The 24,861-nt window shown below is 65.4% G+C and carries 24 protein-coding genes and 1 pseudogene; 6 read left to right on the top strand and 19 right to left on the bottom strand.

The genetic code is table 11. From position 1 onward, the window contains the following. The 5 genes and pseudogenes from AC1DKR_RS13470 to AC1DKR_RS13450 all read left to right on the top strand — a co-directional run. Positions 1-1,038: pseudogene (locus AC1DKR_RS13470) on the top strand (hemagglutinin repeat-containing protein); the annotation flags it as partial. A 108-nt stretch (positions 1,039-1,146) separates the two neighbouring features. Then, on the top strand, positions 1,147-1,929 hold the full coding sequence (locus AC1DKR_RS13465) for a hypothetical protein (protein ID WP_478033238.1): 783 nt from the start codon (positions 1,147-1,149) through the stop codon (positions 1,927-1,929). Positions 1,930-2,448: 519 nt separating this feature from the next. After that, positions 2,449-3,321 (top strand): hypothetical protein, encoded by an 873-nt coding sequence (locus AC1DKR_RS13460; protein WP_394195848.1) that lies wholly within the window; start codon positions 2,449-2,451, stop codon positions 3,319-3,321. A gap of 143 nt (positions 3,322-3,464) precedes the next feature. After that, complete coding sequence (locus AC1DKR_RS13455; protein ID WP_478033237.1) at positions 3,465-5,687, top strand: methyl-accepting chemotaxis protein; 2,223 nt, start codon at positions 3,465-3,467, stop codon at positions 5,685-5,687. Positions 5,688-5,847: 160 nt separating this feature from the next. Then, positions 5,848-6,210: a glycine zipper 2TM domain-containing protein gene (locus AC1DKR_RS13450; RefSeq protein WP_478033236.1), complete on the top strand. Its 363-nt coding sequence runs from the start codon at positions 5,848-5,850 to the stop codon at positions 6,208-6,210. 170 nt (positions 6,211-6,380) lie between these two features. Here the strand turns inward: AC1DKR_RS13450 and AC1DKR_RS13445 are convergent, their stop codons facing one another. The 5 genes from AC1DKR_RS13445 to AC1DKR_RS13425 form a co-directional block, all read right to left on the bottom strand. Beyond that, positions 6,381-7,508 (bottom strand): ABC transporter permease, encoded by a 1,128-nt coding sequence (locus tag AC1DKR_RS13445; protein ID WP_363730769.1) that lies wholly within the window; start codon positions 7,506-7,508, stop codon positions 6,381-6,383. Further along, positions 7,505-8,692: an ABC transporter permease gene (locus AC1DKR_RS13440; protein WP_478033235.1), complete on the bottom strand. Its 1,188-nt coding sequence runs from the start codon at positions 8,690-8,692 to the stop codon at positions 7,505-7,507. Before AC1DKR_RS13440 ends, AC1DKR_RS13445 begins: the two co-directional genes overlap by 4 nt. After that, positions 8,677-9,690 carry an HlyD family secretion protein gene (locus tag AC1DKR_RS13435; RefSeq protein ID WP_428703325.1) on the bottom strand — a complete coding sequence of 338 codons (1,014 nt, stop codon included), beginning with the start codon at positions 9,688-9,690 and terminating at the stop codon, positions 8,677-8,679. The genes AC1DKR_RS13440 and AC1DKR_RS13435 overlap by 16 nt, the downstream gene beginning before the upstream one ends. After that, positions 9,683-11,059: a TolC family protein gene (locus tag AC1DKR_RS13430; protein ID WP_223494567.1), complete on the bottom strand. Its 1,377-nt coding sequence runs from the start codon at positions 11,057-11,059 to the stop codon at positions 9,683-9,685. The genes AC1DKR_RS13435 and AC1DKR_RS13430 overlap by 8 nt, the downstream gene beginning before the upstream one ends. Positions 11,060-11,170: 111 nt before the next feature. Then, on the bottom strand, positions 11,171-12,064 hold the full coding sequence (locus AC1DKR_RS13425) for a LysR family transcriptional regulator ArgP (RefSeq protein WP_478033234.1): 894 nt from the start codon (positions 12,062-12,064) through the stop codon (positions 11,171-11,173). A 104-nt stretch (positions 12,065-12,168) separates the two neighbouring features. On the opposite strand from AC1DKR_RS13425, the gene AC1DKR_RS13420 reads away from it, so the two are divergent. After that, positions 12,169-12,783 carry a LysE/ArgO family amino acid transporter gene (locus tag AC1DKR_RS13420; protein WP_025873790.1) on the top strand — a complete coding sequence of 205 codons (615 nt, stop codon included), beginning with the start codon at positions 12,169-12,171 and terminating at the stop codon, positions 12,781-12,783. On the opposite strand, the gene map is transcribed toward AC1DKR_RS13420, so the two are convergent. From map to AC1DKR_RS13350, 14 genes are all read right to left on the bottom strand, one after another. Further along, positions 12,780-13,562, bottom strand: a complete 783-nt coding sequence (gene map / locus AC1DKR_RS13415; RefSeq protein ID WP_478033233.1) for a type I methionyl aminopeptidase — start codon at positions 13,560-13,562, stop codon at positions 12,780-12,782. The genes AC1DKR_RS13420 and map overlap by 4 nt on opposite strands. Positions 13,563-13,572: 10 nt before the next feature. Beyond that, positions 13,573-13,785 carry a ParD-like family protein gene (locus tag AC1DKR_RS13410; RefSeq protein WP_025873788.1) on the bottom strand — a complete coding sequence of 71 codons (213 nt, stop codon included), beginning with the start codon at positions 13,783-13,785 and terminating at the stop codon, positions 13,573-13,575. Between the two features lie 67 nt (positions 13,786-13,852). Next, positions 13,853-14,212 carry a bleomycin resistance protein gene (locus AC1DKR_RS13405; RefSeq protein WP_033830670.1) on the bottom strand — a complete coding sequence of 120 codons (360 nt, stop codon included), beginning with the start codon at positions 14,210-14,212 and terminating at the stop codon, positions 13,853-13,855. A gap of 140 nt (positions 14,213-14,352) precedes the next feature. Then, the gene (locus AC1DKR_RS13400; protein ID WP_478033232.1) at positions 14,353-15,237 is read right to left on the bottom strand and encodes an arginase family protein; all 885 of its coding nucleotides are present in this window, start codon (positions 15,235-15,237) and stop codon (positions 14,353-14,355) included. 3 nt (positions 15,238-15,240) lie between these two features. Further along, complete coding sequence (locus AC1DKR_RS13395) at positions 15,241-16,305, bottom strand: GNAT family N-acetyltransferase (RefSeq protein WP_478033231.1); 1,065 nt, start codon at positions 16,303-16,305, stop codon at positions 15,241-15,243. Between the two features lie 32 nt (positions 16,306-16,337). Next, positions 16,338-17,738: an aspartate aminotransferase family protein gene (locus AC1DKR_RS13390; RefSeq protein WP_089239694.1), complete on the bottom strand. Its 1,401-nt coding sequence runs from the start codon at positions 17,736-17,738 to the stop codon at positions 16,338-16,340. 48 nt (positions 17,739-17,786) lie between these two features. Beyond that, positions 17,787-18,473, bottom strand: coding sequence for an MtnX-like HAD-IB family phosphatase (locus tag AC1DKR_RS13385; protein WP_363730785.1), 687 nt, complete (start codon positions 18,471-18,473; stop codon positions 17,787-17,789). Positions 18,474-18,625: 152 nt separating this feature from the next. Further along, positions 18,626-19,828, bottom strand: a complete 1,203-nt coding sequence (locus tag AC1DKR_RS13380) for a DegT/DnrJ/EryC1/StrS family aminotransferase (protein WP_478033230.1) — start codon at positions 19,826-19,828, stop codon at positions 18,626-18,628. Continuing rightward, positions 19,825-20,223 carry a DMT family transporter gene (locus AC1DKR_RS13375; protein ID WP_025873781.1) on the bottom strand — a complete coding sequence of 133 codons (399 nt, stop codon included), beginning with the start codon at positions 20,221-20,223 and terminating at the stop codon, positions 19,825-19,827. Before AC1DKR_RS13375 ends, AC1DKR_RS13380 begins: the two co-directional genes overlap by 4 nt. Beyond that, positions 20,220-20,579 carry an EamA family transporter gene (locus tag AC1DKR_RS13370; protein ID WP_025873780.1) on the bottom strand — a complete coding sequence of 120 codons (360 nt, stop codon included), beginning with the start codon at positions 20,577-20,579 and terminating at the stop codon, positions 20,220-20,222. The genes AC1DKR_RS13375 and AC1DKR_RS13370 overlap by 4 nt, the downstream gene beginning before the upstream one ends. A 1-nt stretch (position 20,580) precedes the next feature. Continuing rightward, entirely contained in the window at positions 20,581-21,417 is an 837-nt protein-coding gene (locus tag AC1DKR_RS13365) for an alpha/beta hydrolase (RefSeq protein WP_025873779.1), read from the bottom strand. A 79-nt stretch (positions 21,418-21,496) separates the two neighbouring features. Then, on the bottom strand, positions 21,497-22,876 hold the full coding sequence (locus AC1DKR_RS13360) for a sensor histidine kinase (protein ID WP_312786692.1): 1,380 nt from the start codon (positions 22,874-22,876) through the stop codon (positions 21,497-21,499). Continuing rightward, positions 22,873-23,544, bottom strand: coding sequence for a response regulator (locus AC1DKR_RS13355; protein WP_100464099.1), 672 nt, complete (start codon positions 23,542-23,544; stop codon positions 22,873-22,875). Before AC1DKR_RS13355 ends, AC1DKR_RS13360 begins: the two co-directional genes overlap by 4 nt. 131 nt (positions 23,545-23,675) lie before the next feature. Continuing rightward, complete coding sequence (locus AC1DKR_RS13350) at positions 23,676-24,800, bottom strand: metallophosphoesterase (protein ID WP_428703317.1); 1,125 nt, start codon at positions 24,798-24,800, stop codon at positions 23,676-23,678. Positions 24,801-24,861 lie beyond the last annotated feature (61 nt).

The raw sequence follows: 24,861 nt of genomic DNA, 5'->3' as shown, positions 1-24,861 counted from the left end.
TACCAGGGCGTGGGCCAGCAGAGTGGCTTGTTTGCCGGCAACGGTGGCTATCACGTGGATGCTGGACACGTGAACCTGATTGGCGGCGCGATTGCCAGCACCAACGCGGCCAACAGTGAACTGACCGCACAGACGCTGACCTTCAGCGACCTGCAGAACCAGATGGACTACTCGGCCAGCTCCGGCAGTGTCAGCGGTGGTACGGGCGGCAAGATGAACGGTTGGGACGTGAAGGAAGGCACTACCGCTCCGCGCGGTGGCCCGGGTACGCCAATGACGGAGAGCGGCAGCGATAGCAGTTCCACGCTTGCAACGCTGACTGAAGGCAACATCACCATCGGCGGCAAGCAGACCACGGCGGCGGAACTGGGTATCAACACCGATGCCAGTGCGGCGCATCGGGCGCTGGAGGCGTTGCCTGATGCCAGCAAGCTGCTGGCTGATCAGCAGGTGATGGCGGCTGCTGCGGGTACGGTAGTTAGCGTGGGTCAGCAGATTCGCGGAGAAATAAACCAGTTCATCGACGAGGCAAAGCAACGCAAGGAGGATGCAAAGGCGATCCTCTCCGATCCAAGTCGGAACTTGTCGCTCAGCTTGGACGATAGGGCAGCACTAATCGCGATGGCACTTGAGTCGGACAGAGATATCGAACGTTTGCAGAAGATCGGAGTTTTGGTCAGCTCAGTTGCTGGTGGTCTGGCCGCTTCGACCGGAGGGGCCGGAGAAGCTCTAGCAGCAACTTTGGCGCCTGCGATCTCCTATCAGATCGGGCAGTATTTCAAACAGAATGCGAGCAAGAATGCCGTGGATGGCGGCAATCGAGGCGAAGAAGGCAGTGCGACTCACATACTTGCGCACGCCTTACTTGGAGCGGCAGTTGCCGCCAGCAGCGGTAACAACGCGCTTGTAGGGGCAATAGCGGCGGGAGGTGCGGAGGCCGCGGCACCTGCAGTCGCCAGATTCCTGTACTGCAAGGACAGCAAGGAGCTGGCCGCGGATGAGCGGGACGTTGTCAGCGCTATTCTTGGTGCGGGATGATCGATCATCGGGTCTTTCAACGGTAGTTTGATCGGCGTTGCTGCAGGTAGCGGTGAGGCGAAGAATGCTGTGGACAACAATTGGGGGGAGGTCGGACACTATTCCACAATGGCAACTATTATCTATCTGGCCAACTTCAGCGAACAGGATGCTAAGGCATTGGCACTAGCAGCATGGTCGCCGGATACTGATGTGCGAAATGCCATTACGCAGGACAATGTTGTAAATGGCGGTTCCTCGTCAGGCTATCAACAGACCCATCATCTGCTCACCGGTGAAAAGGATCCTGAAAAAGTTCTGGAGCTGCAGAAGGAGTTGGGCCAGAAGGTCAAAGAAATATTGGTTGGGCTCAGGTATTACCATGACAATTCCACGGTGAAAGCTAATATCCTTAGGGATCCAGAGAATCAACGTATTCTTCATGCATTTGGTGATTCCTTTGCACATGTGAAGTCCGATGGGACGCACTATGGGAGCGTAGATGGCCATGTCTGGGATGGAACAAGTCCTGATGAGCCCAATAATCACCCCAAGGCGTATGCTGCTTTTGTTTCAAGTCTCTATGAGATAGCTTCGTCAGTGAGCGGTTCGGGAGGTGATGGCAAGGCGCTCAACGAATTGTCGGCTGCAGTCATCGCTGGAAGCTCAGAGGGCGCGCAGAAAAGAGCTCTGGCAGCGGCAGCCAAAGCCAAAGGAAGTCGTGATGCCGGCCTTGTGGAGTCTCCTATAGCTGGATGTGAGATTTGGAGCCGATGTAAGGGTAATACGGCTGACGCTGAGATTGATCGGATATACGGAGTTCTTCGCCCTGTGGCGCCTGTCGTCGACTGGTCAAAGTTGTTCCTGTTGAATGGAATAGAAGATGAGTTTTCTATGTATTTTTTCGATTAATAGTGGAGTGTTGATGTTGTGAGGGCTTTGTACCTATCCGTTTGGGCTCTATGTTTCGTTGCATGGTTGCTCATTTCTCTAAATTTCATACTTCACATAAGTTTCATTGGTTGTGATGGGGTCTATGGGGTGGCCCGCGCCACATGTGGTCTTTTTGTAGAATGGGTTCGGTTTATATTTTATTTTGGACTGATATCTTTGCCGGTGTTGAGTATTTTTACGATTCTGCGTTTTCTGCTAAATCGACGCTGGGAGAACATCGAGCTCTGCTTTGTTGTCGCGTCGTGGGTGCTCTTTGGGTTGTCCGCGACACATTTCACTTCCCATTAAAGGAATTGAAACGCGTGCATCGAAGGGCTGTGACGGCTTTGGACGAGAGGATTTGGCGCAATTGGCTGGAAAGATTGATTTCTACAAGGAAGTTGAGATTGTGGCCGCCGGCTCGGCCTACTTTGACCTTCCTCAGCCTTTCTAACGATTATCAATGGCGTCTTGTTTTTGGATGAAGAATCAGTGCGAATGAAGATCGAGCCCACTTTCGGTGGTGCAGAGGGTGGTGTGGAGCGAGGCGCTGTCTCGGCCGCTGGCGAGCCAAGTGAAAAGAGTGCGCTGGCGATTGTGGTTGGGGACCGGTTCTCCACCTATTGCCATTTCTGGAGGCTGGACGACGCTGCCGGCAGGGCGCCGAGACGTTGGCATTGGCCGGTGTTCCTGTTTTCATCACTATGGTTTTTCTTCCGACGCATGCCCGTACTGGGCACGATCTGGTTCATCGTTCCGCCTTTGGCGATGACCACGTTCACTCAGATGGGTCTGCCATGGTTCGCGGTAGTCGTCTTCTTGGTCTGCCGCGTGCTTGCCGGAATTCTGGCGAATTCCCTGTACCTGTCTCATTGCCGGAGGATTGCCCGCAAGGTGCTTGCCGGGCATGGAGGCGCGCATCGGCGGCGTGCCGAACTGCAGAAGGCCGGTGGTGTCAGCTACACCGCTTTGGTGATCGCCTTGGCGGTAACGGCCTCACAGAACACCCTGATCAATCTGGCGGTTCGTTCGATGCCGAAGGCAACGCCCAGGCAGTCTTCACTGCACCTGCCGGCGAACCGGCCGGACCCGGATCTCGAATATGCGGAGAGGGAGGTGTACCAGGAGGAGCTGCGTGCGATCGCGATGACGGCGTGGCCGGCGGGTGTTCCAATGGACAACAATGTCTGCATTGTCGAGCTACGTCTGACGCCACCGGGTACCGTGCTGGATGCCAATGTTCTGGAGCCTTGCACGCTGGACGAAGCACAGCGTGAGATGATGTTGGGCGAAATCAGGCGCACGGACTTTACGATCGAGGGGAAGATGCGGTTCTTCACCCGGCATGCCGTCATCGGCTTGCGTGGCTGATTCCCCGCCACGGGCCTGAGTTCCTCACGGTGAGATTCTGCTTGAACGCGTTTATGTTAACGCGGCGTTGTTTCAATAACTGCTCTTAAAGTTTCCCCGGGTCGTGCCGCCACCGATATAGGGCCACGATCAAGGGAATTGAGATGCTCGCCTTACGCAACCTCCGTGTGGGATCCCGGCTTTCCGCCGGCTTCGGTCTGCTGTTGCTGTTCATCCTGGCCATTGTCGGCCTGGTGTTGTACGGAAACCATCTGAAGTCCGCCCAGTTCGAGAAAGTGGTGGGCGTGAACATGGTCAAGATGCGGTTGTTGAACGACATGCTCGATACCAACAACGCGGTGCTGATGCATCGTCGCCTGATGGTGATCAAGCGCGGCGAGGAGTTCGACAAGGATTACCAGCGGGCGCAGGAACTGAGCCGCACCTACGACAGCATCTGGGACAAGTACGTCAAAATTCCCCGCGATGCCACCGGCGATACGCTGGTGGCGCAGATCGCGGCGGCACGCAAGGCCACCGACATCTCCACTCAACAATTGCACGAGCGGATGAAGGCGGGCGACTACGACGGTGCAGCTACCGAGCTGCTGGCCGAGCACGGTCTGGCCACGGCCTGGAATGGAGCGATCTCCAGCCTGCTGCGGCACCAGGAAACCCTGACCGAACGCAGCCGTGAGGAATACCGCGCCACGGAAGCGTGGACGGGAACCCTGTCCATCGCCTTTGGTGTGCTCAGCCTGATTCTCGGCGCACTGGCAGCGTGGGCGATCACCCTCAGCCTGACCCGCCCCTTGGCGGGTGCGGTGAAGCTGGCCGATGGCATCGCCAACGGTCGCTTGGACAACGTCATCGATGCTTCGGGCAATGACGAGGTGACCCAGTTGCTGAAGTCCATGCAGCGCATGCAGGGGCAGCTGCAGGCGGTGATGGCCGCGCAGGGCGAGATGGCGCGGCAGCACGATGATGGCAGCCTGGGTTATCGCATGGACGAGAGCGCCTTCCCCGGCGACTACGGGCGCATGGTGCATGACACCAACGCGCTGGTGGGCTCGCACGTGCAGGTGCAGAACCGTCTGATCGAGGTGATGAAGCACTACGCACGCGGCGACCTGTCGGTTGACATGGATCGCCTGCCGGGCGAGAAGGCGGCGATCACCCAGGCCATGGACGAGACCAAATCGAGTCTGTCGGCTATCAACGGCGAGATCCGCCGGCTGGCCACAGCCGCGGCCGCGGGCGACTTCAGCCTGCGCGGTGACGAAGCACGCTTCGAGCATGATTTCGGCGAGATGGTGACCGGGCTGAACCGGTTGATGCAGACCACCGATGAGAACCTGGTACAGGTGTCGAGCCTGCTGCAGGCGATCTCACGTGGCGATCTGACCGTACGCATGCAGGGCGACTTCCACGGCGTGTTCGCCCGCATGCGCGACGACTGCAATGCGACCGTCGAGCAGCTGACCCAGATCGTCGGCCGTATCCAGGCCAGTGCATCCAGCATCAATCTGGCAGCGGGGGAGATTGCCTCGGGTAATACCGATCTGTCGCGGCGTACCGAGCAGCAGGCGGCCAACCTGGAAGAGACGGCAGCGTCGATGGAGGAGCTGACCTCCACGGTGAAGCAGAACGCCGAACACGCGCGCCAGGCCAACCAGCTGGCGATCGGTGCACATGGGGTGGCCTCGCAGGGCGGCGAGGTGGTCGGCCAAGTGGTGACCACCATGAGTGCGATCGAAGCGTCGTCGAAGAAGATCGCCGAGATCATCAGCGTGATCGATGGCATCGCCTTCCAGACCAACATCCTGGCGCTCAACGCCGCCGTGGAAGCTGCGCGTGCGGGTGAGCAGGGCAGGGGTTTTGCTGTGGTGGCCAGCGAGGTGCGCACCTTGGCACAGCGCTCGGCGGGTGCGGCCAAGGAGATCAAGGGCCTGATCGAAGAGTCGGTGGGCAAGGTGTCCGACGGCTCGGCGCTGGTGCGTCAGGCCGGCACGACGATGGGCGAGATTGTCGCCTCGGTGCAGCGGGTGACCGACATCATGGCGGAGATCTCTGCAGCCTCGCAGGAGCAGAGCTCGGGCATCGAGCAGGTCAACCAGACGGTGATGCAGATGGACGAGACCACTCAGCAGAACGCCGCGCTGGTGGAAGAGGCCAGCGCGGCAGCACGTTCGATGGAGGAGCAGGCAAACCTGCTGGCCGAGGCGGTGTCGGTGTTCCGCACCGGCGCTTCGGTCGCGGCGGCAGCGGTCCGTCCGATGTTGGCAGCGGTCGCTGCAAGCGTGCCGCCGGTGCGTCGCGCGACCGGCCTGCCGCCGCGAAATGCCCCGTCGCTCGCTGCAAACACGGGTGGGTGGGAAGAGTTCTAAGCCGGGTGGGAGACGGCGCCCATCGCGATGCTGGTCGCGATGGGCGCATTTTTGTTTCCTGAACCGATGATGGCCGCTGAGCGCTTGGAGACGTGGATTTCACCTGCAGTTGCCACGTGCAGGCAGACACTTGCGCCATACCGGAGCACAGGAGTTGGCCATGAAGACCTCGACCCGATTGATGGTGCTGGGCACCCTGCTGGCGGCCTCGTCCGTTGCTGGCGCACAGAATTACGGCCCGCGTGATGAAGGGCGCAAGTTCAACGATGGCAGCCGCGTGGTCTGCAAGAACGTGGAAGTGCAGCGCAATACCCGCGATCCCAACCGCATCACCGGTACCGCTACGGGCGCCGTGGTCGGTGGCCTGCTGGGCAACCAGGTAGGCGGCGGCAATGGCAAGAAGCTGGCGACCGTCGCCGGTGCCGTTGCAGGCGGTGCAGCTGGGCGGCAGATCCAGGGCAACCATCAGCAGAAGACCGGCGACCGCGTGGTCGAGCGCCGTTGTGAGCGCGTCTATCGCTGATCCCTCCATGCGATAACCCCTTCCACACTGCTGTACCCCCGAACGCCGGCCCTGTGCCGGCGTTCTTCGTTTCAGGCCCATTCCTTCCTTGGACCATCCCGTTCTGGTACGCGCCGGAGCCGTAAAAGGGGACGGAGGGGATTAAGTCGCTTTCTCCCTCTCCGTGCCAGCTACGACTTAATCACCTCCGTCCCCTTTGGGCTGTGCAGGCGCCAGAGGGCGAGGGCGCCGTACAGCACCAGCAGCACGGCCAGGGTGATCAGTTCGTGGCTGACCTCGGCCAGGCTGGCGTCCATCTGGTTAAGGCGCACCATCAGGTTGATGCCGGAGGTGGTCGGCAGCAGTTGCGCCAGCCACACCAGCGGGCGCGGGGTCATCACCGCCGGCCACGACAGGCTGGCCAGGAAGAACAGCGGGATCGAGGTGGCGATGATGTACTGGAAGGCGCGTTCGCGCGTGCGGAAGAAACTGCCGACGAACAGCCCGAACGCCACCGTGGCAGCGATGAACAGGGTGCCGCCGAGCAGCTGGCCGAGCGGGTTGCCGCCACGTGGATAGTCCTGCACCCAGGCGGTGAAGCCGGCGTACCAGAACAGCCCGAACAGCCCGATCAGGCCGAAACCGAGGGCCATGCCGGTCAGGGTGGGCAGGTCGAACTGCAGGCGCCGGCCCAGCACCAGCCGGCGGCCACCGAGCAGCACGCCGATGCCCATCAGCAGCGTCTGGTGCACGATCAGTTCGGCCACGCCGGGCACGATCGCACTGCCATAGCCTTCCTGCGTGTTGTACAGCGGCCGCTGCACGAGGGTGACCGGTGGCGCCTGTGGCGCGCCCATGAACGCGGCCTGGGTGACCGCGGCTTCGCGGCCGAACGCACCCAGTGCATCGGCCACGCTGCCCAGTACCCAGCTGGCGCGGCCAAGATAGGCGCCGTTGCCGAGCAGCACCAGCTTGGCCGGATGCCCGCGCAGGATGTCGCGTTCCAGGTTGGCCGGGATAAGCACGATGCCTTCGGCATGGCCGGCTTCCAGCTGTGCGCGCGCTTCCTGCAGGTCGGCCGGTTGCCCGACCACATGGGCCACGCGCAGCGAATCGAGCTTGCGCAGCAGTTCGCGGCTGGTCGCGCTGTGGTCTTCATCGACCACCAGCACGGGCAGGTTGCCGGCCACTTGGTGGCGATAGGCGGCGGGGTAGAAGAACGAGTACAGAATCACCGCGCCGACCATCACCACGATCGCGTAGCGGTCGCAGAGCACGGCAAACAGGGTCTGTCGCAGGCTGTGCCAGATCCGGATCATGTGCTTGCCCCAGCCGGCTGCGCGGCCTGCGGCGTGCGCGCGAACGCCAGCAGGCGCCAGCCGCCGATGCCGCCGGCCACCACGATCATCAGCAGCAGCGTGGCCAGCGGCCACAGCGACACCGCTAGTGGCGAGCCGATGAACTGCTGCTGGGTCTGCAGCTTGATGTAGGCGCTGAGCGGCAGCAGCAGGTGCCAGACGCGGGTGAACAACGGTGCGTCGATCACCGGGAACGTGGCGCTGGAGAACGCCAGCGCCGTGCCGATGCTCAGGCCCACGGCGGACAGGGCCGTGCCCATGTCACGGGTGACGCCGACGAAGAACAGGGCATAGGCCGCGGTGGCCAGGTAGAACAGTGGCTGTGCGAACAGCAGCAGAACCACACTGCCGGCGATGCCGTCGCCGCGCAGCCAGGCCAGGTAGGCCGCGCCCAGTGCACCGTACAACGAGAACAGCAGGACGTAGGGCAGTACCTTGCCGGCAATGGCCGACCATGGCGCGTGGCCCAGCCAGGCGGGCAGGGTGCCGTCGCGGATCTCGCGGCCGAGGCTGCCGGCCACCGCCAGCGCCAGTACCAGCGACAGCACCGCCGGGAAGATCAGCGGCAGCAGGAACAGCTCGTAGCTGCGTGCCGGATTGAACAGAATGTCCGACTGCACCGCGATGGGCGCGGCACGCAGCTTGCCCGGCCCGACCTGCAGGCCGATGCGTTCGCGCAGTAGGCGCGCATTCCATGCCGATACCGCATCGCCGATATCACGCGCGGCGGACTGGCCGGTGGTCATGTAGGTGGCGTTGTAATAGGAAAACACCGTGCCTTGCCGGCCGCGCAACGCCTGGCGGGTCACATCGCGCGGCACCAGCACCACCGCGAACACCTCCAGCCGGCGCAGCTGCGCGCGCGCTTCCTCCATGCCAGCCGGTTGGCTGGCGATGCGCACACCGGGGCTGGCATCCAGCATGCGCAGCAGCAGGCGGCTGTCGCTGCTGTGGTCCAGGTCGACCACGGCAATCGGCACATCGCGCATCACCGATGCGGAGAACATCCAGGCCATCACCACCAGCATCAGCAGCGGCAGCACGGTGACCAGCGCCAGGTCTGCACGGTTGCTGCGCAACCGGCGCAGTTCGCGCTGCCATGAGCCGCCGAAGCCGCCGCGGTCGGTATTCAGTGCTGCGGCCATGCGAACAGCACGCTCATGCCGGGGCGGAAGCCCTCGATGCGGCGTACCGGGCGCACCCGCACTTCGAAGCTGCGCACGTCATAGCCCGATGACTGACGGGTCGTACGCCAGGTAGCGTAGTCGCCCGCGGGATTGATGAAATAGACCTCGAACTCGTCGTCCTTGCCGAGCGCCGGCACGCTGCCACGCAGCTTGCTGCCGACCTTCAGGCCCTGCATCTGCGATTCGCGCAGGTTCATCGACACCCACATGCGGTCGATATCGACCAGGGTGAACACCGGGTAGCCGGCCGGGACCAGTTCGCCCGGGTCGGCCATGCGCTTGTTGATCTCGCCGGCCACCGGCGCGCGGCCTTCCACTTCTACGCGCGCGGCGTTGACTTCCGCCACCGCGCCCTGGGCCTGCTGCACCTGGCCCTGCGCGGCACGCTTGTCCTGTTCGCGCGCGCCGGTCAACGCCATGTCGTACTGGGCGCGTGCGGCGCGGGCCAGTTCGCGCGAGCTGGTGGCCTGGGCCGCCGCTTCATCGCGCTTCTGCCGGGTCATCACCCCTTCGTTGAACAGGTTCTGCACGCGCCGGTAGGTGGCTTCGGCGAGGGTGGCACCGGCTTCGGCGCGCTTCCAGTTGGCTTCGGCCGCGCGGATGTCTTCGCTGCGTGCGCCGTCGTTGGCTTTGTCGGCCACCGCCTGCGCCGCGGCCAGCGCGCCGTGCGCCTGCTGTTCCTTGGCTGCGACTTCGGGGCTGTCGAGCAGGAACAGCACCTGCCCAGCCTGCACGCGATCGCCCTCGCGGACCTTCAGTTCGGCCACGCGCGCGGTGATCTTGGCGGACACGTTGAGGGTGTCGGCGTCGGCCATGCCCTGGATCTGGTCGGCGGGGCTGCGCCAGGCCAGCCACAGGCCCAGCACCACCGCCACCAGCAGCACCACCAGCAGAACCGGCCCCAGCCGGCGCTTGCCCGGGGGCGTCGTTGCTTCGTCGTGCAACACATCACTCATGATCAATTACCTCGTCTGCACGCCGCCGATGGTCTTCGAAGCGGTCCATCTGTCCACTCACCTCGAGCAGTTGTGCCAAGGCGATATCGTATTGGTAGGCGGCCTGCGCACGTTCGACGCGGGCACCGCCGAGACCGAGCCGCGCGTCGATCACGTCCAGCGAGGTGGCCTGGCCTTCGCGAAAGGCCAGCTCCTGCAGGCGCAGGTTCTCGTCGGCCTGGGCGATGCTGCTGTCCAGCAGCACGAACTGCTGGCGTGCGGTTTCCAGCTCGTTCCAGGCCTTGCGCACACCCAGCGCGACCTGGTTCTCGGCCTCGCGCAGGCCGGCCTCGGCCTGTTCCTGCTGCGCGCGTGCTGCACTGATCTGTGCCGGCCGTGAGTTCGGCGACAGGAACGTGTACTTCAGGCCGATGCCGAACGCCCAGTCCGGATCGGTCAGCATTTCGTCGCGGCGCCGGAAGTCGTACTGGCCGAACAGGAATACCGTTGGCTTCAGTTTGGCCTGCTGCACGCGCACGCCCTGTTCGGCCTGCGCGACGATCGCGCGCAGGCGGGCGATCTGCGGCTGCCGTGCCTGTGCGGTGCGCTCGAAGCTGGCGACCGGTTCCAGCGGTGCGCGCTGCACGAACAGCGGCGACAGCGGCTGCACATCACCGCCGCTGCGCAGCAGGGTGGCCAGCGCAGCTTTCAGCGTGGCCAGATCATTGAGCGTCTTCTGGTACTCGCGCTCGGCCTTGTCGCGGGCGACGGTAGCCTGCAGGCGCTGCGCACGCGTGGCGAAGCCTTCGCGTTCCAGCTTCTCCGCATCGGACAGGTGGCGGTTCAAGCCATCGCGCACGTCGCGGCGCACGACCACTGCCTGTTCGGCCAAGCGCTGACCGAAGTAGGCCTGGGCCAGTTGCACGGTCAGCGACTGCCGCTGCGCTTCGCGCTCGGCGCTGGCCTGTTCGCTGGCCGCGCCGGCAGCACGCTGCGCGGCCGGAATCAGGCCGCCGGTGTACAGCGGCAGCACCGCAGTGACCACCGGTCGCGTGCGCCAATCGCGTTCGGTGAACGACAGCGGCGAGTCGATGCCATAGGCCTCGGCCACCGGTGCCAGTGAACCCAGCGGCAGGGTCAGGGTCTTCTGGAACTGGAGGCGCCGCACTTCGCCGGTGATCTCCGGCAGGCGCAGCAGGCGAGTGGCCTCGTGCAGTTCTTCCTTGTTGCGCACGCCGGCATCAGCAGCGGCCAGCGCGTCGGAGACCTGTTCCAGACGCTGCCGCGCCTGTTCCCATTCCAGTGCGGGAGGCGCGCTGGTCTGCGCCGCTGCAGCCAGCGGCAGGCTGGCCAGCAAGGCCAGGCCGGCAGCGCCGAGCGCGCGATGCATCCTTGTCCGTGGGCAGCTCAGGCGCATGCCGTTCCTGTAGTGAAGAAGTGGGCAAACGGTAGTGGTCCGCGCGTGAAGCCGGGGTCTGCGATGGTCTGGATCATGCTCTTTTCAACGTAGGGTATTGCCCGCGGCGGTACGCAGCGCGTGGGTGATGTGTTGCAACGTGCTCGAACGCACGGCGGCATGCTGCCAGAACAAGGGTACGTCGAGCCAGCGACGCGGTTCCAGCACCACTATCTGTCCGGCCTCTGCCGCTGGCGTGACCAGGGCCTCCGGTGCCAGGCACCAGCCCAGCCCACGCGCGGCAGCATCGACGAAGCCGGTGGAGGAGGGCAGGTAGTGTACGGGCGGTTGCATTCGCGCGCGGGTGAGCCTGCGCAGGAAACGCCATTGCAGTTCATCCTTGCGGTTGAACACGATCATCGGCGCCGAGGCCAATGCTTCGACCTGCATGCCCGCGCTGAAGTGGCGGCGCGCAAATGCCGGTGAGGCGATGGCGTGGTAGCGCATCGCGCCCAGCGGATGCACGTTGCAGCCCTTCAGCGGTCTGCGTTCGGCGGTGACCGCGCCAAGCACGCTGCCGTTGCGCAGCAGTTCCAGGGTGTGGTCCTGGTCGTCCATACGCAGGTCGAACAGGTAGCCGTGGCGCTGGTGCAGCTCGGCGATGGCGGCGACGAACCAGGTGTCCAGCGAATCGTCGTTGACCGCCAGCGGAATCGGCGTAAGGGTGGCATCGCTGCCGCGTTCCGGCAGCAGTTCGGCAACCGCTTCGGCCTGCAGTGCCTGCATCGGCCGCACCCGCCGCAGCAGCACTTCGCCGGCAGCGGTAGGGCGGCACGGGGCCTGACGCACCACCAGCACCTGGCCCAGCCGGTCCTCAAGCGCCTTGATCCGTTGCGACAACGCCGACGGGCTGATCGACAGGCGGCGTGCGGCGGCCTCGAAGCTGCCTTCTTCGAGCACGGCGGTGAAGGCGCTCAACTGCGGATGTACCAGGTCCACGCGGTGCCTCTTCAGTTTTTCTGCACAGGATAAAGAAAAACCAGCTGGCCTTAACGAGCCCGTTGGTCGCACCCTGCGCCTCTTCTCAAGGTGGAGAGCGTCGGATGTGGATTGCTGCGGCCTTGGCTGGCCTGTTTGCGGGCGCCGGCCTGATCATCGCCATCGGCGCGCAGAACGCCTTCGTGCTGCGCCAGGGGCTGCAGCGCCGCTACGTGGGCATGGTGGTGCTGGCCTGCATGGGCGCGGACATCGCGCTGATCCTGGCCGGGGTGGGCGGCATGGGGGCGCTGGTGCTGCAGTGGCCGTTGCTGCTGCAGGTGCTGCGCTTCGGCGGGGCCGCCTTCCTGCTGTGCTATGGGCTGCAGGCCGGGCTGCGCGCGTGGCGGGGGGGCAGCGCGCTGGCCGCGGCCGATGCCAGTGGTGGCAGCCGGCGGCAGGTGCTGCTGGCCTGCCTGGCCTTCACCCTGCTCAACCCGCACGTGTACCTGGATACGATGGTGTTGCTGGGCAGCCTGTCCACGCGCTACCCGGGTGACCTGCGTTGGGTGTTCGCAGCGGGCGCCTGCGTGGCCAGCGTGCTCTGGTTCTGCGGGTTGGGGTTCGGTGCACGGTTGCTGCAGCCGGTGTTCCGCAACGCGGCAGCATGGCGGTTGCTGGATGCAGGCGTGGCGGCCTTCATGCTGTGCCTTGCGCTGCTGCTGCTGCTGCGCCCGCTCTAGGCCGCATCCACCGCGCACAACGGGGTTTCGCCGGGGCGCAGGGTCAGCACGCGCACGCCGCTGCCGGTCACGGCCACCGTGTGCTCGAACTGTGCCGACAGCTTGCCGTCACGCGTGTACACCGGCCATTCGTCGGGCTGTTGGTGGATCGCCGGCTTGCCCTGGTTGAGCATCGGCTCGATGGTGAACACCATGCCTTCCTGCAGCTCCATGCCGGTGCCGGCATGGCCGTAATGCAGGATCTGCGGCTCCTCGTGCATCTCCTGGCCGATACCGTGGCCGCAGTACTCCTTGACCACGCTGTAGCCGTGGCTGCGGGCGTGGCGGGCGATGGCGTGGCCGATATCGCCCAGGCGCGCGCCGGGCCGCACGGCGGCGATGCCTTTCCACATGGCCTGGTAGGTCACCTGCACCAGCTTGCGCGCGGCGTAGTCGGCATCACCCACCAGATACGTGGTGCTGGAATCGGCGATGTAGCCGTTCTTCTCCAGCGTGATGTCGAGGTTGACGATCTGGCCATTGCGCAGCACGTCATCGGCCGACGGCATGCCGTGGCAGATGACGTTGTCGATCGAGGCGTTGAGCACGTACGGGAACCCGTACTGCCCCTTGCTGGCGGGCCGCGCCTTCAGCTCGTCGACGATCATCCGCTCGACTATGTCGTTGATCTCCAGCGTGCTGCGACCCTGCAGGGGCAGGGCGTCGAGCATGGCGAAGACCTGCGCCAGCAGTCGCCCGGACTCGGCCAGGCGGTCGATCTCGTCGGGGCGCTTGATCATGGCCATCGGCTCAGGCCCGCCCGGGGGCAAGCAGCTGCGGCTGCACACCGGCGGCGCGCAGTTCACTGGCGACGACGTCCTGGAAGCTCAGGGTCGGGTTCATCTCGCACAGCATGCCGACCCGGATCCAGAACGTGGCCTGGGCGTTGATCGAGCGGTTGGAGACGGTGCAGGCACGGCGCAGCTGGTCGTGCAGGGTGTCATCGATGTTGACGATGCCCATGGGCGTTCTCGATTGGGGATATATGAATCGTATACGAAACGTATATTCCCGCTCAAGCGCGTGGCATTCAGCCAGCGTCGGTGGCGAAGCGCAGGCGGTTGCCATCCGGGTCGACGATCAGCATCTCGCGGCTTCCCCAGTCGGTATCGTGTGGCGGCTGCTCGATGGGTACTCCCGCAGCGCTGAACGCGCGGTGCAGGCCATCGACGTCGGTGACGATGAAATACACCGCACCGCCCACCTCGCAGTCGCCGGTGTGTTCGGTCAGGAAGATCGTCTGGCCCTCGCGGGTGAGCTGGGCGAACAGCGGGAAGCCGGGTTCGAAGCGATGCTCCCAGTCGACGAGGAAGCCCAGGCCCTGCACGTAGAAGGGCAGGCTGGTATCGGCATGGCGCATGCGCAGCTGCGGGATGACGGTCTGGGGCATGGCGGCGGCTCCGGGGGCGGGACTACTGCATACCACGTCTGCGGATGCCTGCGCCGGCGCAGCCCGCATTGGTAGGTGCCAACCTTGGTTGGCGCATCGTGGTACAGCTGCCGGCCAGCGGCCGGCACTACAGGGCGGGGTCAGCAGGCCGCCGGCACTGCGGCCATCGCCGCCAGCAGTTCGCGGTTCACCTGCTGGTGCTGCTGCTGCCATGCCGGCAGATCATCGGCGCTGATGTCGGGCTGCCCATCCAGCGATGACAACCAGCGCTTGAAACGGCTCTGGTAGCTGGCAAGTGATACCTCGCCGGTGATGTCGCTGCCCACCAGTCCACCGGTGCGCAGGGCCTCGATCACCATGAGTGCGTGTTCAAGCTGGAAGCGGCCCTGGTCCCAGTTGCTGCGCGCGACATCTTCAGCGAACACGTCCTTGTCGATCGACAGGTAGGTCGGCTGAGGGGCCTGCGCCTGTTCGGCGGCGAACGCGGCGACCAGGGCCTCGGGATGTTCGAAGCGGCGGAAGGCATCTGCCATGCCCATGCGACCGGCCCAGCCCACATCCACATCCATGCACCAGTAGGTCAGCCGCCGCCCCAGCAGCGGCCGCCAGTGGTTTTCCCACGCATGGCCCAGGCCGATATCGGCGGAGGTGATGCCCAGCACATGCACATGCGATACCTGCGGCAACGTGGAGGCGGCATTCACCCAGGAACCGCAGTGAATGCCGAAGGGAAAGCGCATGTTGTCCGGATGGTTGTCCAGCACCACCAGCTGGAACGGGGCACGCGTGTGCAGGCGCTGCAGCAGCGGCAGGCTGAGATGGTGGAAGTCGCCGCTGCCGAGCATGACCGTGCCAAGCTGTGCCGGCAGCGGCCGAAGAACTTCAGTGGCGAAGCGTGACAGCGTGGCGTTGCGGCAGGCAAAGCGCAGCGGGTCATGCCAGTGCTGCAGCGCAAGCGTGCGTGCCTGCGGCAATGGCAGGACGCCACCGTCGAGGTCGAGGATCAGCGGCGGACGCAGTTGCATCGGTCAGCCTCCTCCATCCGGCTCAGCCTGCAGGTGCGGGGCCAGCCTGCGCAGGACGGCGCGCAGCAAGGGCGAACGCGCATGTACCGCGTGTACGGTGGAGGTGAAGCGGGCACCCAGTTCGGCCTTGATGCGTGAATCGGTCCAGCCGGCAACGTAGTGGCTGAGGCCGTGCTGCAACGCGTATTCCAGGTTGTGCATCCAGCTGACCGAGTACAGGTTGTGGTCGCGCGACTGCGGATAGGACAGGCCGATGTACTTGTCCACCAGCTTGCCGGCATGCACGTAGCACAGGTTCCAGCCGATCAGCTCGCCGTTGTGGCGGTAAAGGAACAAGCGCCCCTGTCCCTGCGTGTCTGCCAGCAGGTGCTGGAAGAAGGGCAGGTCGAGCCGGTCGAAATGCACGGCGCTCTGTGCATACACCTGCAGGTACAGCGCATGCAGTTCGGCCTGCAGCCGCGGTTCGGCAAGGGCAGGGGCACCGGTGGCGATGCAGTCGATCTGCAGGTTGCTGCGTGAGCGCAGCTTGCGCCGGATGTTCTTGCGACGCCCTGCGGACAGGCGTGCCAGATAGGCGTCGATGCAATCGAAATCAATCGCCACCCATGCCAGCGGCATGCCCTCCAGCGGGATGAAACCGCGTGCTTCCAGCGCCTGCAGGAAGGCGTGGCTGTGTGCGTTGGCGGCATCGTCCAGCAAGGGCGAATCGATCGCCAGATCCTTGACCACCAGCAGCCGGCTGTCACCGACGCCATGGCGCAGCACGTCGTCGGCCAGTGCCGCCGCCGACACATGCGCCGGCAGCGGTGTGTACTCGGTGCTGGTGGCACCGATGAACCGCGTCTGCCAGGTCAGCCACGGCCGCCACAGGCGCGACAGCGGCAGCCCCAGCAGGCGCGTGCGCAGTGCATCGTCCAGGGTTGTGGTCAGATCCAGTGGCGCACGGAAACTGGGCAGGCCGCTGGGCAGGCGGCTGGCATCGAACCCCAGGGGTGGGTGGGCCAGGAAGCCCTCCAGCAGCGCGGCCGGTTCCAGCGCGGTGCTGGATACACGCGGGATCATGTCCATGCGGGGCACGGGAACCGGCAGCGCATTCCCGCTCAGCCCTTGGCCTTGGTCAGCAGCTGGTCCAGCAGGGTGATCGCCAGGTCGATCTCTTCGTAGGTGATGTTCAACGAGGGCGCGAAGGTGATCACGTTCTTGTACCAGCCACCCACATCAAGCACGAGGCCCATTCGCTTGCCGTCGTGCAGCAGGTCGCCGGCCAGGCCGATGTCGACCATGCGGTCCAGCAGTTCACGGTTCGGGGTGAAGCCATCGGCGGCGCAGATTTCCGCACGCAGTGCCAGGCCGAGGCCATCGACATCGCCGATTTCCGGATGGCGCTTCTGCAGGCCGCGCAGGCCGTCGAGGAAGTAGGCGCCCTTCTCCGGCACGGTGCGCTCGTAGTCCATCTCCTTGCCCAGCTTCAGCACTTCCAGGCCCAGGCGCGTGCCCAGCGGATTGGAGTTGAAGGTGGAATGGGTGGAGCCCGGCGGGAACACGGTTGGATTGATCAGCTCTTCGCGCGCCCACAGGCCCGACAACGGGTTGAGGCCATTGGTCAGCGCCTTGCCGAACACCAGCACGTCCGGGGTGACATCGAAGTGTTCGATGGCCCACAGCTTGCCGGTGCGCCAGAAGCCCATCTGGATCTCATCGACGACCATCAGGATGCCGTACTTGTCCAGCACGCGCTTGAGGCCCTTGAAGAAGTTGCGCGGCGGAATGACGTAGCCGCCGGTGCCCTGGATCGGCTCGACGTAGAATGCGGCGTACTCGGCCTGGCCGACCTTGGGATCCCACACGCCGTTGTACTCGCTTTCGAACAGGCGCTCGAACTGGTGCACGCAGTGGTCGGAGTACTCGTCCGGGGTCATGCCCTTCGGGCGACGGAAGGGATAGGGGAACGGGATGAACATCGCGCGTTCGCCGAAATGGCCGTAGCGGCGGCGGTAGCGGTAGCTGGAGGTGATCGACGAGGCGCCGAGGGTGCGGCCGTGGTAGCCGCCTTCGAAGGCGAACATCAGGCTCTTGCCGTTGCGCGCGTTGCGGACGATCTTCAGCGAATCCTCCACCGCCTGCGCACCACCCACGTTGAAGTGCACGCGGCCGTCGAGGCCGAACTTCTCGTGCATGTCCACCGCGATGGTCTTGGCCAGCTGCACGCGCGTCGGGTGCAGATACTGGCTGGCGACCTGCGGCAGGGTATCGATCTGGTCCTTCAGCGCATTGTTCAGGCGCTGGTTGGCGTAACCGAAGTTGCACGCCGAATACCACATCTGCAGATCGAGGTACGGGGTGCCGGCGGCATCGAACATGTAGCTGCCTTCGCAGCGCTGGAAGATCTTCGGCGGATCGACGTAGTGCACGGTGTCACCGAAGGAGCTGTAGCGGGCTTCGTCTGCCAGCAGCTGCGCATCGGTGATGGCGGCATCGGCGTTCTTGTCAAAAATATTCATCGGTTCGGTTCCGGAGAGGGCATTCGAAGGAAGTAACGGGCGGAGCGATCAGGCGGTGGCGAGCAGCCGCGGAAGCGAGGGTTGAAGCAGGCTGCCGTCGAGCAGGCGCGGCAACAGCGCAGTGGCGTCGTGGAAGGTGTCGATGGCGGCGTGGGGGATGCCGGCGTTGGTGCAATGGGCGATCAGGCGACGCTTGGCGAACACGAAATCGGCGTGTTCGGACACGCAGAAATCCGAGGCGCCATCACCGATCATCAACACGCGGGGAGCTTCGTCAGCACGCGCCTGCGCCGCGCAGGTGCACTTGCAGGTGCCGCTGCGGCAGCCTTCGGCCTGGTAAGGGGATTCCAGCTGCCAATGGCCGTCACACCAGCGCAGGTGGTTGGCCACCACAGGCAGCGGCGGCAGGCCGTGGTTGGCGAGGATGCGATGGATTGCGTAGTCCAGGCCGTCGCTGACGATGCGCAGTGGCAGGCCCAACGCCTGCGCGCGATTGACGAAGGCGGCGAAGCCCGGATCGATCCGTACCTGGTCCAGGTGTGCATCGAGGGTGGCCGGATCCAGCTTCAGCAGGCGGACCTGGCCCTGCATGCATTCACGCGAACCGATCTCGCCCGAGCGCCACTGGTCTTCCAGCTGCTGCCAACCGGGCTGGCCGAAGTTTTCCAGCAGTGAATCGATGACGTCCTCGAGGCTGATGGTGCCATCGAAGTCACACAGGATGCTCCATTGCATGGGCAGCTCCGTCGATGAAGAGAGGCCTTGGCACGATGCCGGCGACGGGGCCAATGTAGGCAGGCCGTCTTTCTCGTTCCTTTCCACCTGAAAGCCCGAACGAAGGCACTCGGGAAGCGTTCAGCCAGTAGGCGCGAAGCAGGCTTCGGCCACTACTGGCCTGCCAGTACCTTTACGATCTCGCGGGCGTCTTCGTGGGTCAGCCAGGGGCTGTTGCCCACGGTCAGGGAGCGGGCGGCGAAGTCGCGGGCATTGGGTACGTGCGCGTCTGCAACGAGGCCTCGCAGATAGGCATAGTCCGGCAATGCATGGATGAACATGCGGCTGACACCCAGGCCGCGCTGCCACAGCGATGAAAGCGCTTTGTCACGCGCACGTTCGCTGGGCAGCAGCAGCATCAGCATCGGCCAGGTGCCCTGGGTGCCAGGCATTCCGTCCACCACTTCAACGGCGGGAAGCGACTCCAGCTGCATGCGCAGCTGCAGCGCACGCAGACGGGCGGCCTGCAGGAAATCGGGCAGGCGCTGTGTTGCGCGTGCACCGACGCTCTGCCGCCAGCGGCTGACGTGATGCTGCGGAATATCCAGTGGAAATACGTCACCCACCGCAGCTTCCAGGTCGCCGCGGCGCAGGGCACGCCGCAGCGGATTTCCATACACCAGCGACAGCAGGGAAGGGCGGTAGCAGGCCGCCAGGCCCAGCAGCTGCAGGCTGCGGGTCAGTTCCCAGCGCGGCTTGAAGGGCGTGTGTCCTGCGGCCTGCTCGATCAAAGCCGCACGCAGTTCTTCATCACGCGTCAGCAGCAGACCGCCCTCATGCAGGCTCAGGCCCTTGCCGGCGGCCAAGCTGAAGAAGCCGATATCGCCGCGCAGGCCGACGCTGTTGCCGGCCACGCGTGCACCCAGTGCCTGTGCAGCGTCTTCGATCACCCACGCACCGACGCGGTGCGCAATGGCACATGCGCGATCAACATCGGCGATGCGCCCGCCCAGATGCGTGGGAATGATCGCCAGCGTGCGTGCATCGGCTGCGGCGTGCAGCGCCATCGGGTCGAAATCGAAATGGTCGCGGCGGGTATCGCACAGGTGTATGCGCAGGCCGAGGCTGTGCACGGCAATCGGTACGAGCGGACAGGTATAGGCCGGCAGGATCACCGTATCGCGCTGCGGCGCGCGCCTGCGCAGGGTGCGCAGGGCGATCAGCAGGGCATGGGTGCCCGAGCAGGTCAGCTGCAGCGGCGGCGTGCCCAGCTGCCCGGCGAGAATCGTGCACAGGTCACCGCCACCGGGAAGGAAATCGCCGGCCTGCAGGGGCAGCCCAGCGGTGGGAGGCAACTCGCGCGACAGCAGGCTCACGGGGCTGCTTCGGTAACAGCATGCGGATCATCCGCCTCGGCGCGGCCCAAGCAGATGATGCCGGCCACGATCAGCACCGCACCGATCAGGTGATGCAGCGTCAACGGTTCGTGCAGCAGCCACGCCGACAGCAGCAGCACGCTGATCACTTCGAGGTGCGAGGCCGCGAACGCAGGGCCGATCGGCGCGTGCCGCAGAAGGCTCATCCAGGTGAAGAACGCGCCGACGTAACCGAGCATCGCGCCGTATACCCAGGGCTGTGACAGCACGCGCAGAAGCCATGCGCTGTTGGCCTCGACCGGCAGTGCGGCGTCGCCGGCGTACTTGAAGCACAGCTGGGCGAGGGTGTCGAAGGCCATCAGCAGCGGAAACCCGACCAGGTACAGCCGCCTCATGTTCCGGCTCCGACCACGGCAACGCCGGCGCTGACCAGCAGCATGCCGGTCACCCGCAACGGCGTCAGCCGCTCGCGGAACAGGATGCGGCCGGCCACCATCAGCGCGACGATGTTGATCGAGCCGAGCAGCACGCCCTGCGACAACGGCACCAGCGACAGGAAGGCGATCCAGGCGACGAATTCGAGCACGTAGCAGGCGATGCCCAGCCACAGCCAGGGACGGCCGAACATGTGTTTCCAGCGCTGCAGGCCTTCGCCGTCCTGCGGGTCGCTGGCGGCCGCCTTGAAGGCCAACTGGCCGCCGGTGTCGAGCACCACGTTGACCAGCCACAGCAGGGTCGCAAGCGATCCCATCTCAGGCGACCGCCTGCAGCACGCCCGCACGTTCGCCGATGTCGCTGAAGAAGCGTGCGCTGCGGCGGATCACCTCGCGCCGTTCGCGATCGATGGTGATCATGTGGTAGCTGTCTTCCAGTACCACCAGTTCGGTCGGTCCGCTGACGCGCGAGATCACCAGTTCGGCGTTGCCCATGCTGGCCACGTCGTCCTCGCGGGCATGCATCACCAGGCATGGTGCCGTGACCTGGTGCAGGTGACGCCGTGTCCAGGTGCTCAGTGCACGCATTTCGGCCAATGCATGCCACGGGTTGCCTGGCAGGCCGGCAGCGGCACTGTCACCAGAGAGCATGGCGGCGCTGACCTGCGCACGCAGGCGCTCGTCGCGCAAGCCGTACGGCGGCTCTTCCATGAACATGCGGTCGCGGCCGATGCCCAGGCGCTTGAACCACGGCAACAGGAACGAGAAGCGTGCGACCGCCGGAATGTTCCAGCCGTCGTAGCGGAAGGTGGCGCCGTACACCCCCACGCCGGAGACCCAGTCCGGCCGCCGCGCGGCCAGCGCCAGCGCCAGCACCGCCCCCATCGACAGTCCGCCCACGAACAGCTGGTCGACCTTGCCACGCAGGTCCGCCGCCGCGTCTTCCACGCCCTGGTACCACTGTTCCCAACGGGTCTGCAGCAGGTCCTCGACGCTGCCGCAGTGACCCGGCAACTGCACGCCATGCACGCTGAAGCCCGCGTTGTTCAGCCCTTTGCCCAGCATGCGCATTTCGGCGGGCGTGCCGGTCAGGCCATGGATCAGCAGGACACCCTGCGGGCCACCGGGAAGAAAGAACTCATGGGATGCGGGCACCAGTCGGCTCCAGCGCGGCAGTCGGGAAGGTCAGCATCGCAAGCGCGATTTTCGGCAACCTTTCAACGGTCCGTCTGGATCAAGGGCCCTTCAGCAACGGTATGGTGATGGACACCTTCAGGCCACCGCCGGGGCGGTTGAGGTAGCCCAGGCGTCCGCCCAGGTGTTCGACGGCCTCATGGGCGATGGCCAGGCCCAGGCCGGTGCCGCTTGCGGCAGTGCCGGGCGCGCGGAAGAAGCGTTCCCCCAGCCGCGACATCACGTCCTCGGGTACGCCTGGGCCGTTGTCTTCGACGTACAGCTCGACATCGTTGTCGTCCAGGGCCTGCACACCGACGGTGACGGTCGCATCCGCGCCGGCGTAGCGAAGGGCGTTGTCGATCAGATTGTCCAGCGCCTCGTGCAGCAGGGCGCCGTTGCCCAGTATCCGCACCGGCTGCTGCGGACCCAGGTAGCCCAGGTCGATGCCATCGCGGATCGCTTCGGGCACGCGCATGCCCACCCATTGCGGCACCAGTTCGGACAGGTCCAGTGCCTCCACCGTCTCCGGCACGGTCTGGGCACGGCTCAACGCCAGCAGCTGGGTGCTGACGCGTGCGGTCCGCTGGTTGAGCCGGCGGATGTTCTGCAGCGCTTCGCGCACGGTCTCCGGATCGCCGTGGGCCAGTGCCTGGTCCACATGCAGTGCCATGCCCGCCAGCGGCGAGCGCAACTGGTGCGCCGCATCGGCAATGAAGCGGTTCTGCAGCGTGATCATTTCCGCCTGCCGCGCGAACAGGCCATCGATGGTGCTGATCAAGGGCTGGATTTCCTCGGGCACGTCGGCATCGGAAATCGGTGCCAGCTCGCCGCGGCGCTGGGCCAGGCGCGAGGTCAGCGGGGTCAGGATACGCAGGCCGTGGGTGACGCCGAACCAGACCAGCGCGGCCATTCCCAGGGCCAGCATGGCCATCAGTGGAATGACGATCATCAGGATCTCGCGTGCACGCTGGCGGCGGTCGGCCATGCTTTCGGCCACGGTCACCGCCAGCTGGTCCTGCGGATCGTTCATCGCCTGGGTGCAGACCGTCGACATGCGCACCTGCTGGCCGTTCAACTCACCTTCGTACAGGGCCGGGTGCGTGCCGCTGCAGTCCTGCGAGGGCGCATAGGCGCTGAAATCTGCGTTGCCGGCGATGGTGCCCAAGCGGCTGCTGTCGACGTTGAAGTAGCGATGACCGTCGGGGTCGTATTCGATGAGAAAACGTGCCTGGGGGGACAGGTCGCTGCTGACCGGCATCGTGCTGAGCATCTGTGCGAACGACACGGTGTCATCGGTCAGGTTGCGGTCGTGGATGCGGTTGGAGTAGTCCAGCGCCACGTAGTAAGCCAGCAGCGTGTTGAAGGTCAGCAGACCCAGCATCGGCAGCGCCAGGAAGGCGAGCAGACGCCGTCGCAGGCTGGGCGGTCCGCTGATCACGCGCCGGCATCTTCCAGCATGTAGCCCAGCCCGCGCACCGTGCGGATGCCCATGCCGCCCGGCTGCAGCTTGCGGCGCAGGCGGTGCAGGGCGATGTCCAGGCCGTTGTCGGTCAGGTCCTGGCCCCAGTCGCACAGGGCCTCCACCAGCTGCGCACGCGAGACGATGCGCTCGGCACGCACCGCCAGGGCGGACAGCAGGCCGAATTCGCGCGCGGTCAGTTCCAGCGTCTGCTCGTCTATCCACACACGGTGACCGGTCAGGTCCAGGCGCAGCCGGCCGATGCGCAGGTCGGGGTTGCCGTTGCTGGTGACCCGGCGCAGCTGTGCACGCACGCGTGCTTCGAATTCGTCCAGCGCGAAGGGCTTGACCAGGTAGTCGTCGGCTCCCAGGTCGAGCACGCGCACGCGCTCGGCCAGGCCATCGCGTGCGGTGACCACCAGCACGGCCAGGCCATCGCCGCGCTGGCGCAGCCGTTGCAGCACGTCGCGGCCATCCAGCTGGGGCAGGCCCAGGTCCAGCACCAGCAGCGCGTACTGGGTGGAGTTCAGGGCGGCATCGGCATGCGCGCCGTTGTCCACGTGGTCGACCACGTGGCCCTGCCGGCGCATCGAGGCGCACAGGCCAGAGGCGATGTCGGGGTCGTCTTCTGCGATGAGTACGCGCATGCGCGGGGCTCCTGGGGGCGGATGGGCCGCCCGCTGGACAGGGCGGGCCTCTCGGCTGCCGAGGGTAGCGGCAAACGGGGTGGAGGTGGCGGGCGAGGGCGGCCTGGGCGCACCCGGCGCTGGCCCTTCGTTCAGTCCTGCAGGCCGGGCTCACCCTCGGCCAGCGGCACCCGCGATCCGTCCAGCAGGCCGCGGCTGAGCTTGCCGTCCTCGATGAACAGCAGTTCGCCGTTCTCGCCATTCTTGATGCTGCTGTCGATGGCAATCACGCGGCCGTCGTGGAAGCTGCTTACGTGTGGCATCGAGGTGTGGCCGACCACGATGCGCCTGAGTTGGAGGCGGTCGAGCACCGCCTGCACGCCCTGGCTGTCCAGGCGCCCGTCGAAGTAGCCGCGGTACCAGATCGGGCTGGTCTTGCCGTCGTACAACGGTGCGGTGGCGGGGTCTGCCTTCACCTCGGCCTTGGGAATGCCCAGCGAGGCCTGGTAGGCGGCATTGGTGTGGGCCGGGTCCAATGCCATCTGCACCGCTTCGGGCGAGATGCCGCCGTGCAGGAACAGGGTATCGCCGATCTGCAGCAGCACCGGCCGCGTGCGCAGCCACTGGCCGATCACCGAGTCGGCACCATACAGCTGCGGGTAGCTGCGACCGAGCAGCTGCGCGCTGCGCAGGTACTTCGGGTTGACGTACCGCAGGTCGTCGTACAGCACCATGGTCTCGTGGTTGCCGAGCACGAAATGCACCGCGCCACCGGCGGCGGCTGCCTGCTGCTGCAGGCCATACAGCAGCCAGAACGCTTCGGTCACCTGCGGGCCGCGATCGAATACGTCGCCGGCGATCACCAGCGTGTCCGTGCCCAGTGCCCAGCGGTCCTGCGTGTCGATCACCCGGTTGGCGCGCAACAGGCGGACCAGCAGCTCGTACTGGCCGTGGATGTCGGACACGGCGACGATGCGCGGCACGGCCGGCAGCACCGATGCCGACGGCGCGTTCGGCGGCAGCACATGCACCGCATGCGGGTAGCCGCAATGCGCGGCAACGTCCGCGCCCTCTGTGCCGGCCTGCACGGTCTGGGTTTCCACTTGGTCCCGGCAGATCCACTGCGCTTTCAGCTGCGCGCCTTCACGGAACAGGTAAGGGCCGTCGCTGTCCACGTGCTCTGCAGGTGCTGCCACGTCGCGGGCAGAGGCCGGTGGTGCGGCCAGCAGCAGGACCAGTGGCAGCAGGATCGACAGGGTTCGGGCGTGGTTCGGCATCGGCGGCATCCAGCGGCAGGAGACGAGCGATGCTAACCGCCCACGGATGCCACCGGTGTGC

Source organism: Stenotrophomonas sp. 01N47, assembly GCF_056399165.1.
The sequence above is the reverse complement of the archived record's forward strand: the minus strand, read 5'-3'. Positions and strand labels throughout refer to the sequence as shown.

Excerpts from the sequence above, each read along its gene's own strand:
- AC1DKR_RS13465 (WP_478033238.1), top strand. The coding sequence starts at position 1,147 with ATGGCAACTATTATCTATCTGGCCAACTTCAGCGAACAGGATGCTAAG.
- AC1DKR_RS13460 (WP_394195848.1), top strand. The coding sequence starts at position 2,449 with ATGAAGATCGAGCCCACTTTCGGTGGTGCAGAGGGTGGTGTGGAGCGA.
- AC1DKR_RS13455 (WP_478033237.1), top strand. The coding sequence starts at position 3,465 with ATGCTCGCCTTACGCAACCTCCGTGTGGGATCCCGGCTTTCCGCCGGC.
- AC1DKR_RS13450 (WP_478033236.1), top strand. The coding sequence starts at position 5,848 with ATGAAGACCTCGACCCGATTGATGGTGCTGGGCACCCTGCTGGCGGCC.
- AC1DKR_RS13445 (WP_363730769.1), bottom strand. The coding sequence starts at position 7,508 with ATGATCCGGATCTGGCACAGCCTGCGACAGACCCTGTTTGCCGTGCTC.
- AC1DKR_RS13440 (WP_478033235.1), bottom strand. The coding sequence starts at position 8,692 with ATGGCCGCAGCACTGAATACCGACCGCGGCGGCTTCGGCGGCTCATGG.
- AC1DKR_RS13435 (WP_428703325.1), bottom strand. The coding sequence starts at position 9,690 with ATGAGTGATGTGTTGCACGACGAAGCAACGACGCCCCCGGGCAAGCGC.
- AC1DKR_RS13430 (WP_223494567.1), bottom strand. The coding sequence starts at position 11,059 with ATGCATCGCGCGCTCGGCGCTGCCGGCCTGGCCTTGCTGGCCAGCCTG.
- AC1DKR_RS13420 (WP_025873790.1), top strand. The coding sequence starts at position 12,169 with ATGTGGATTGCTGCGGCCTTGGCTGGCCTGTTTGCGGGCGCCGGCCTG.
- map (WP_478033233.1), bottom strand. The coding sequence starts at position 13,562 with ATGATCAAGCGCCCCGACGAGATCGACCGCCTGGCCGAGTCCGGGCGA.
- AC1DKR_RS13410 (WP_025873788.1), bottom strand. The coding sequence starts at position 13,785 with ATGGGCATCGTCAACATCGATGACACCCTGCACGACCAGCTGCGCCGT.
- AC1DKR_RS13405 (WP_033830670.1), bottom strand. The coding sequence starts at position 14,212 with ATGCCCCAGACCGTCATCCCGCAGCTGCGCATGCGCCATGCCGATACC.
- AC1DKR_RS13400 (WP_478033232.1), bottom strand. The coding sequence starts at position 15,237 with ATGCAACTGCGTCCGCCGCTGATCCTCGACCTCGACGGTGGCGTCCTG.
- AC1DKR_RS13395 (WP_478033231.1), bottom strand. The coding sequence starts at position 16,305 with ATGGACATGATCCCGCGTGTATCCAGCACCGCGCTGGAACCGGCCGCG.
- AC1DKR_RS13390 (WP_089239694.1), bottom strand. The coding sequence starts at position 17,738 with ATGAATATTTTTGACAAGAACGCCGATGCCGCCATCACCGATGCGCAG.
- AC1DKR_RS13385 (WP_363730785.1), bottom strand. The coding sequence starts at position 18,473 with ATGCAATGGAGCATCCTGTGTGACTTCGATGGCACCATCAGCCTCGAG.
- AC1DKR_RS13375 (WP_025873781.1), bottom strand. The coding sequence starts at position 20,223 with ATGAGGCGGCTGTACCTGGTCGGGTTTCCGCTGCTGATGGCCTTCGAC.
- AC1DKR_RS13370 (WP_025873780.1), bottom strand. The coding sequence starts at position 20,579 with ATGGGATCGCTTGCGACCCTGCTGTGGCTGGTCAACGTGGTGCTCGAC.
- AC1DKR_RS13355 (WP_100464099.1), bottom strand. The coding sequence starts at position 23,544 with ATGCGCGTACTCATCGCAGAAGACGACCCCGACATCGCCTCTGGCCTG.
- AC1DKR_RS13350 (WP_428703317.1), bottom strand. The coding sequence starts at position 24,800 with ATGCCGAACCACGCCCGAACCCTGTCGATCCTGCTGCCACTGGTCCTG.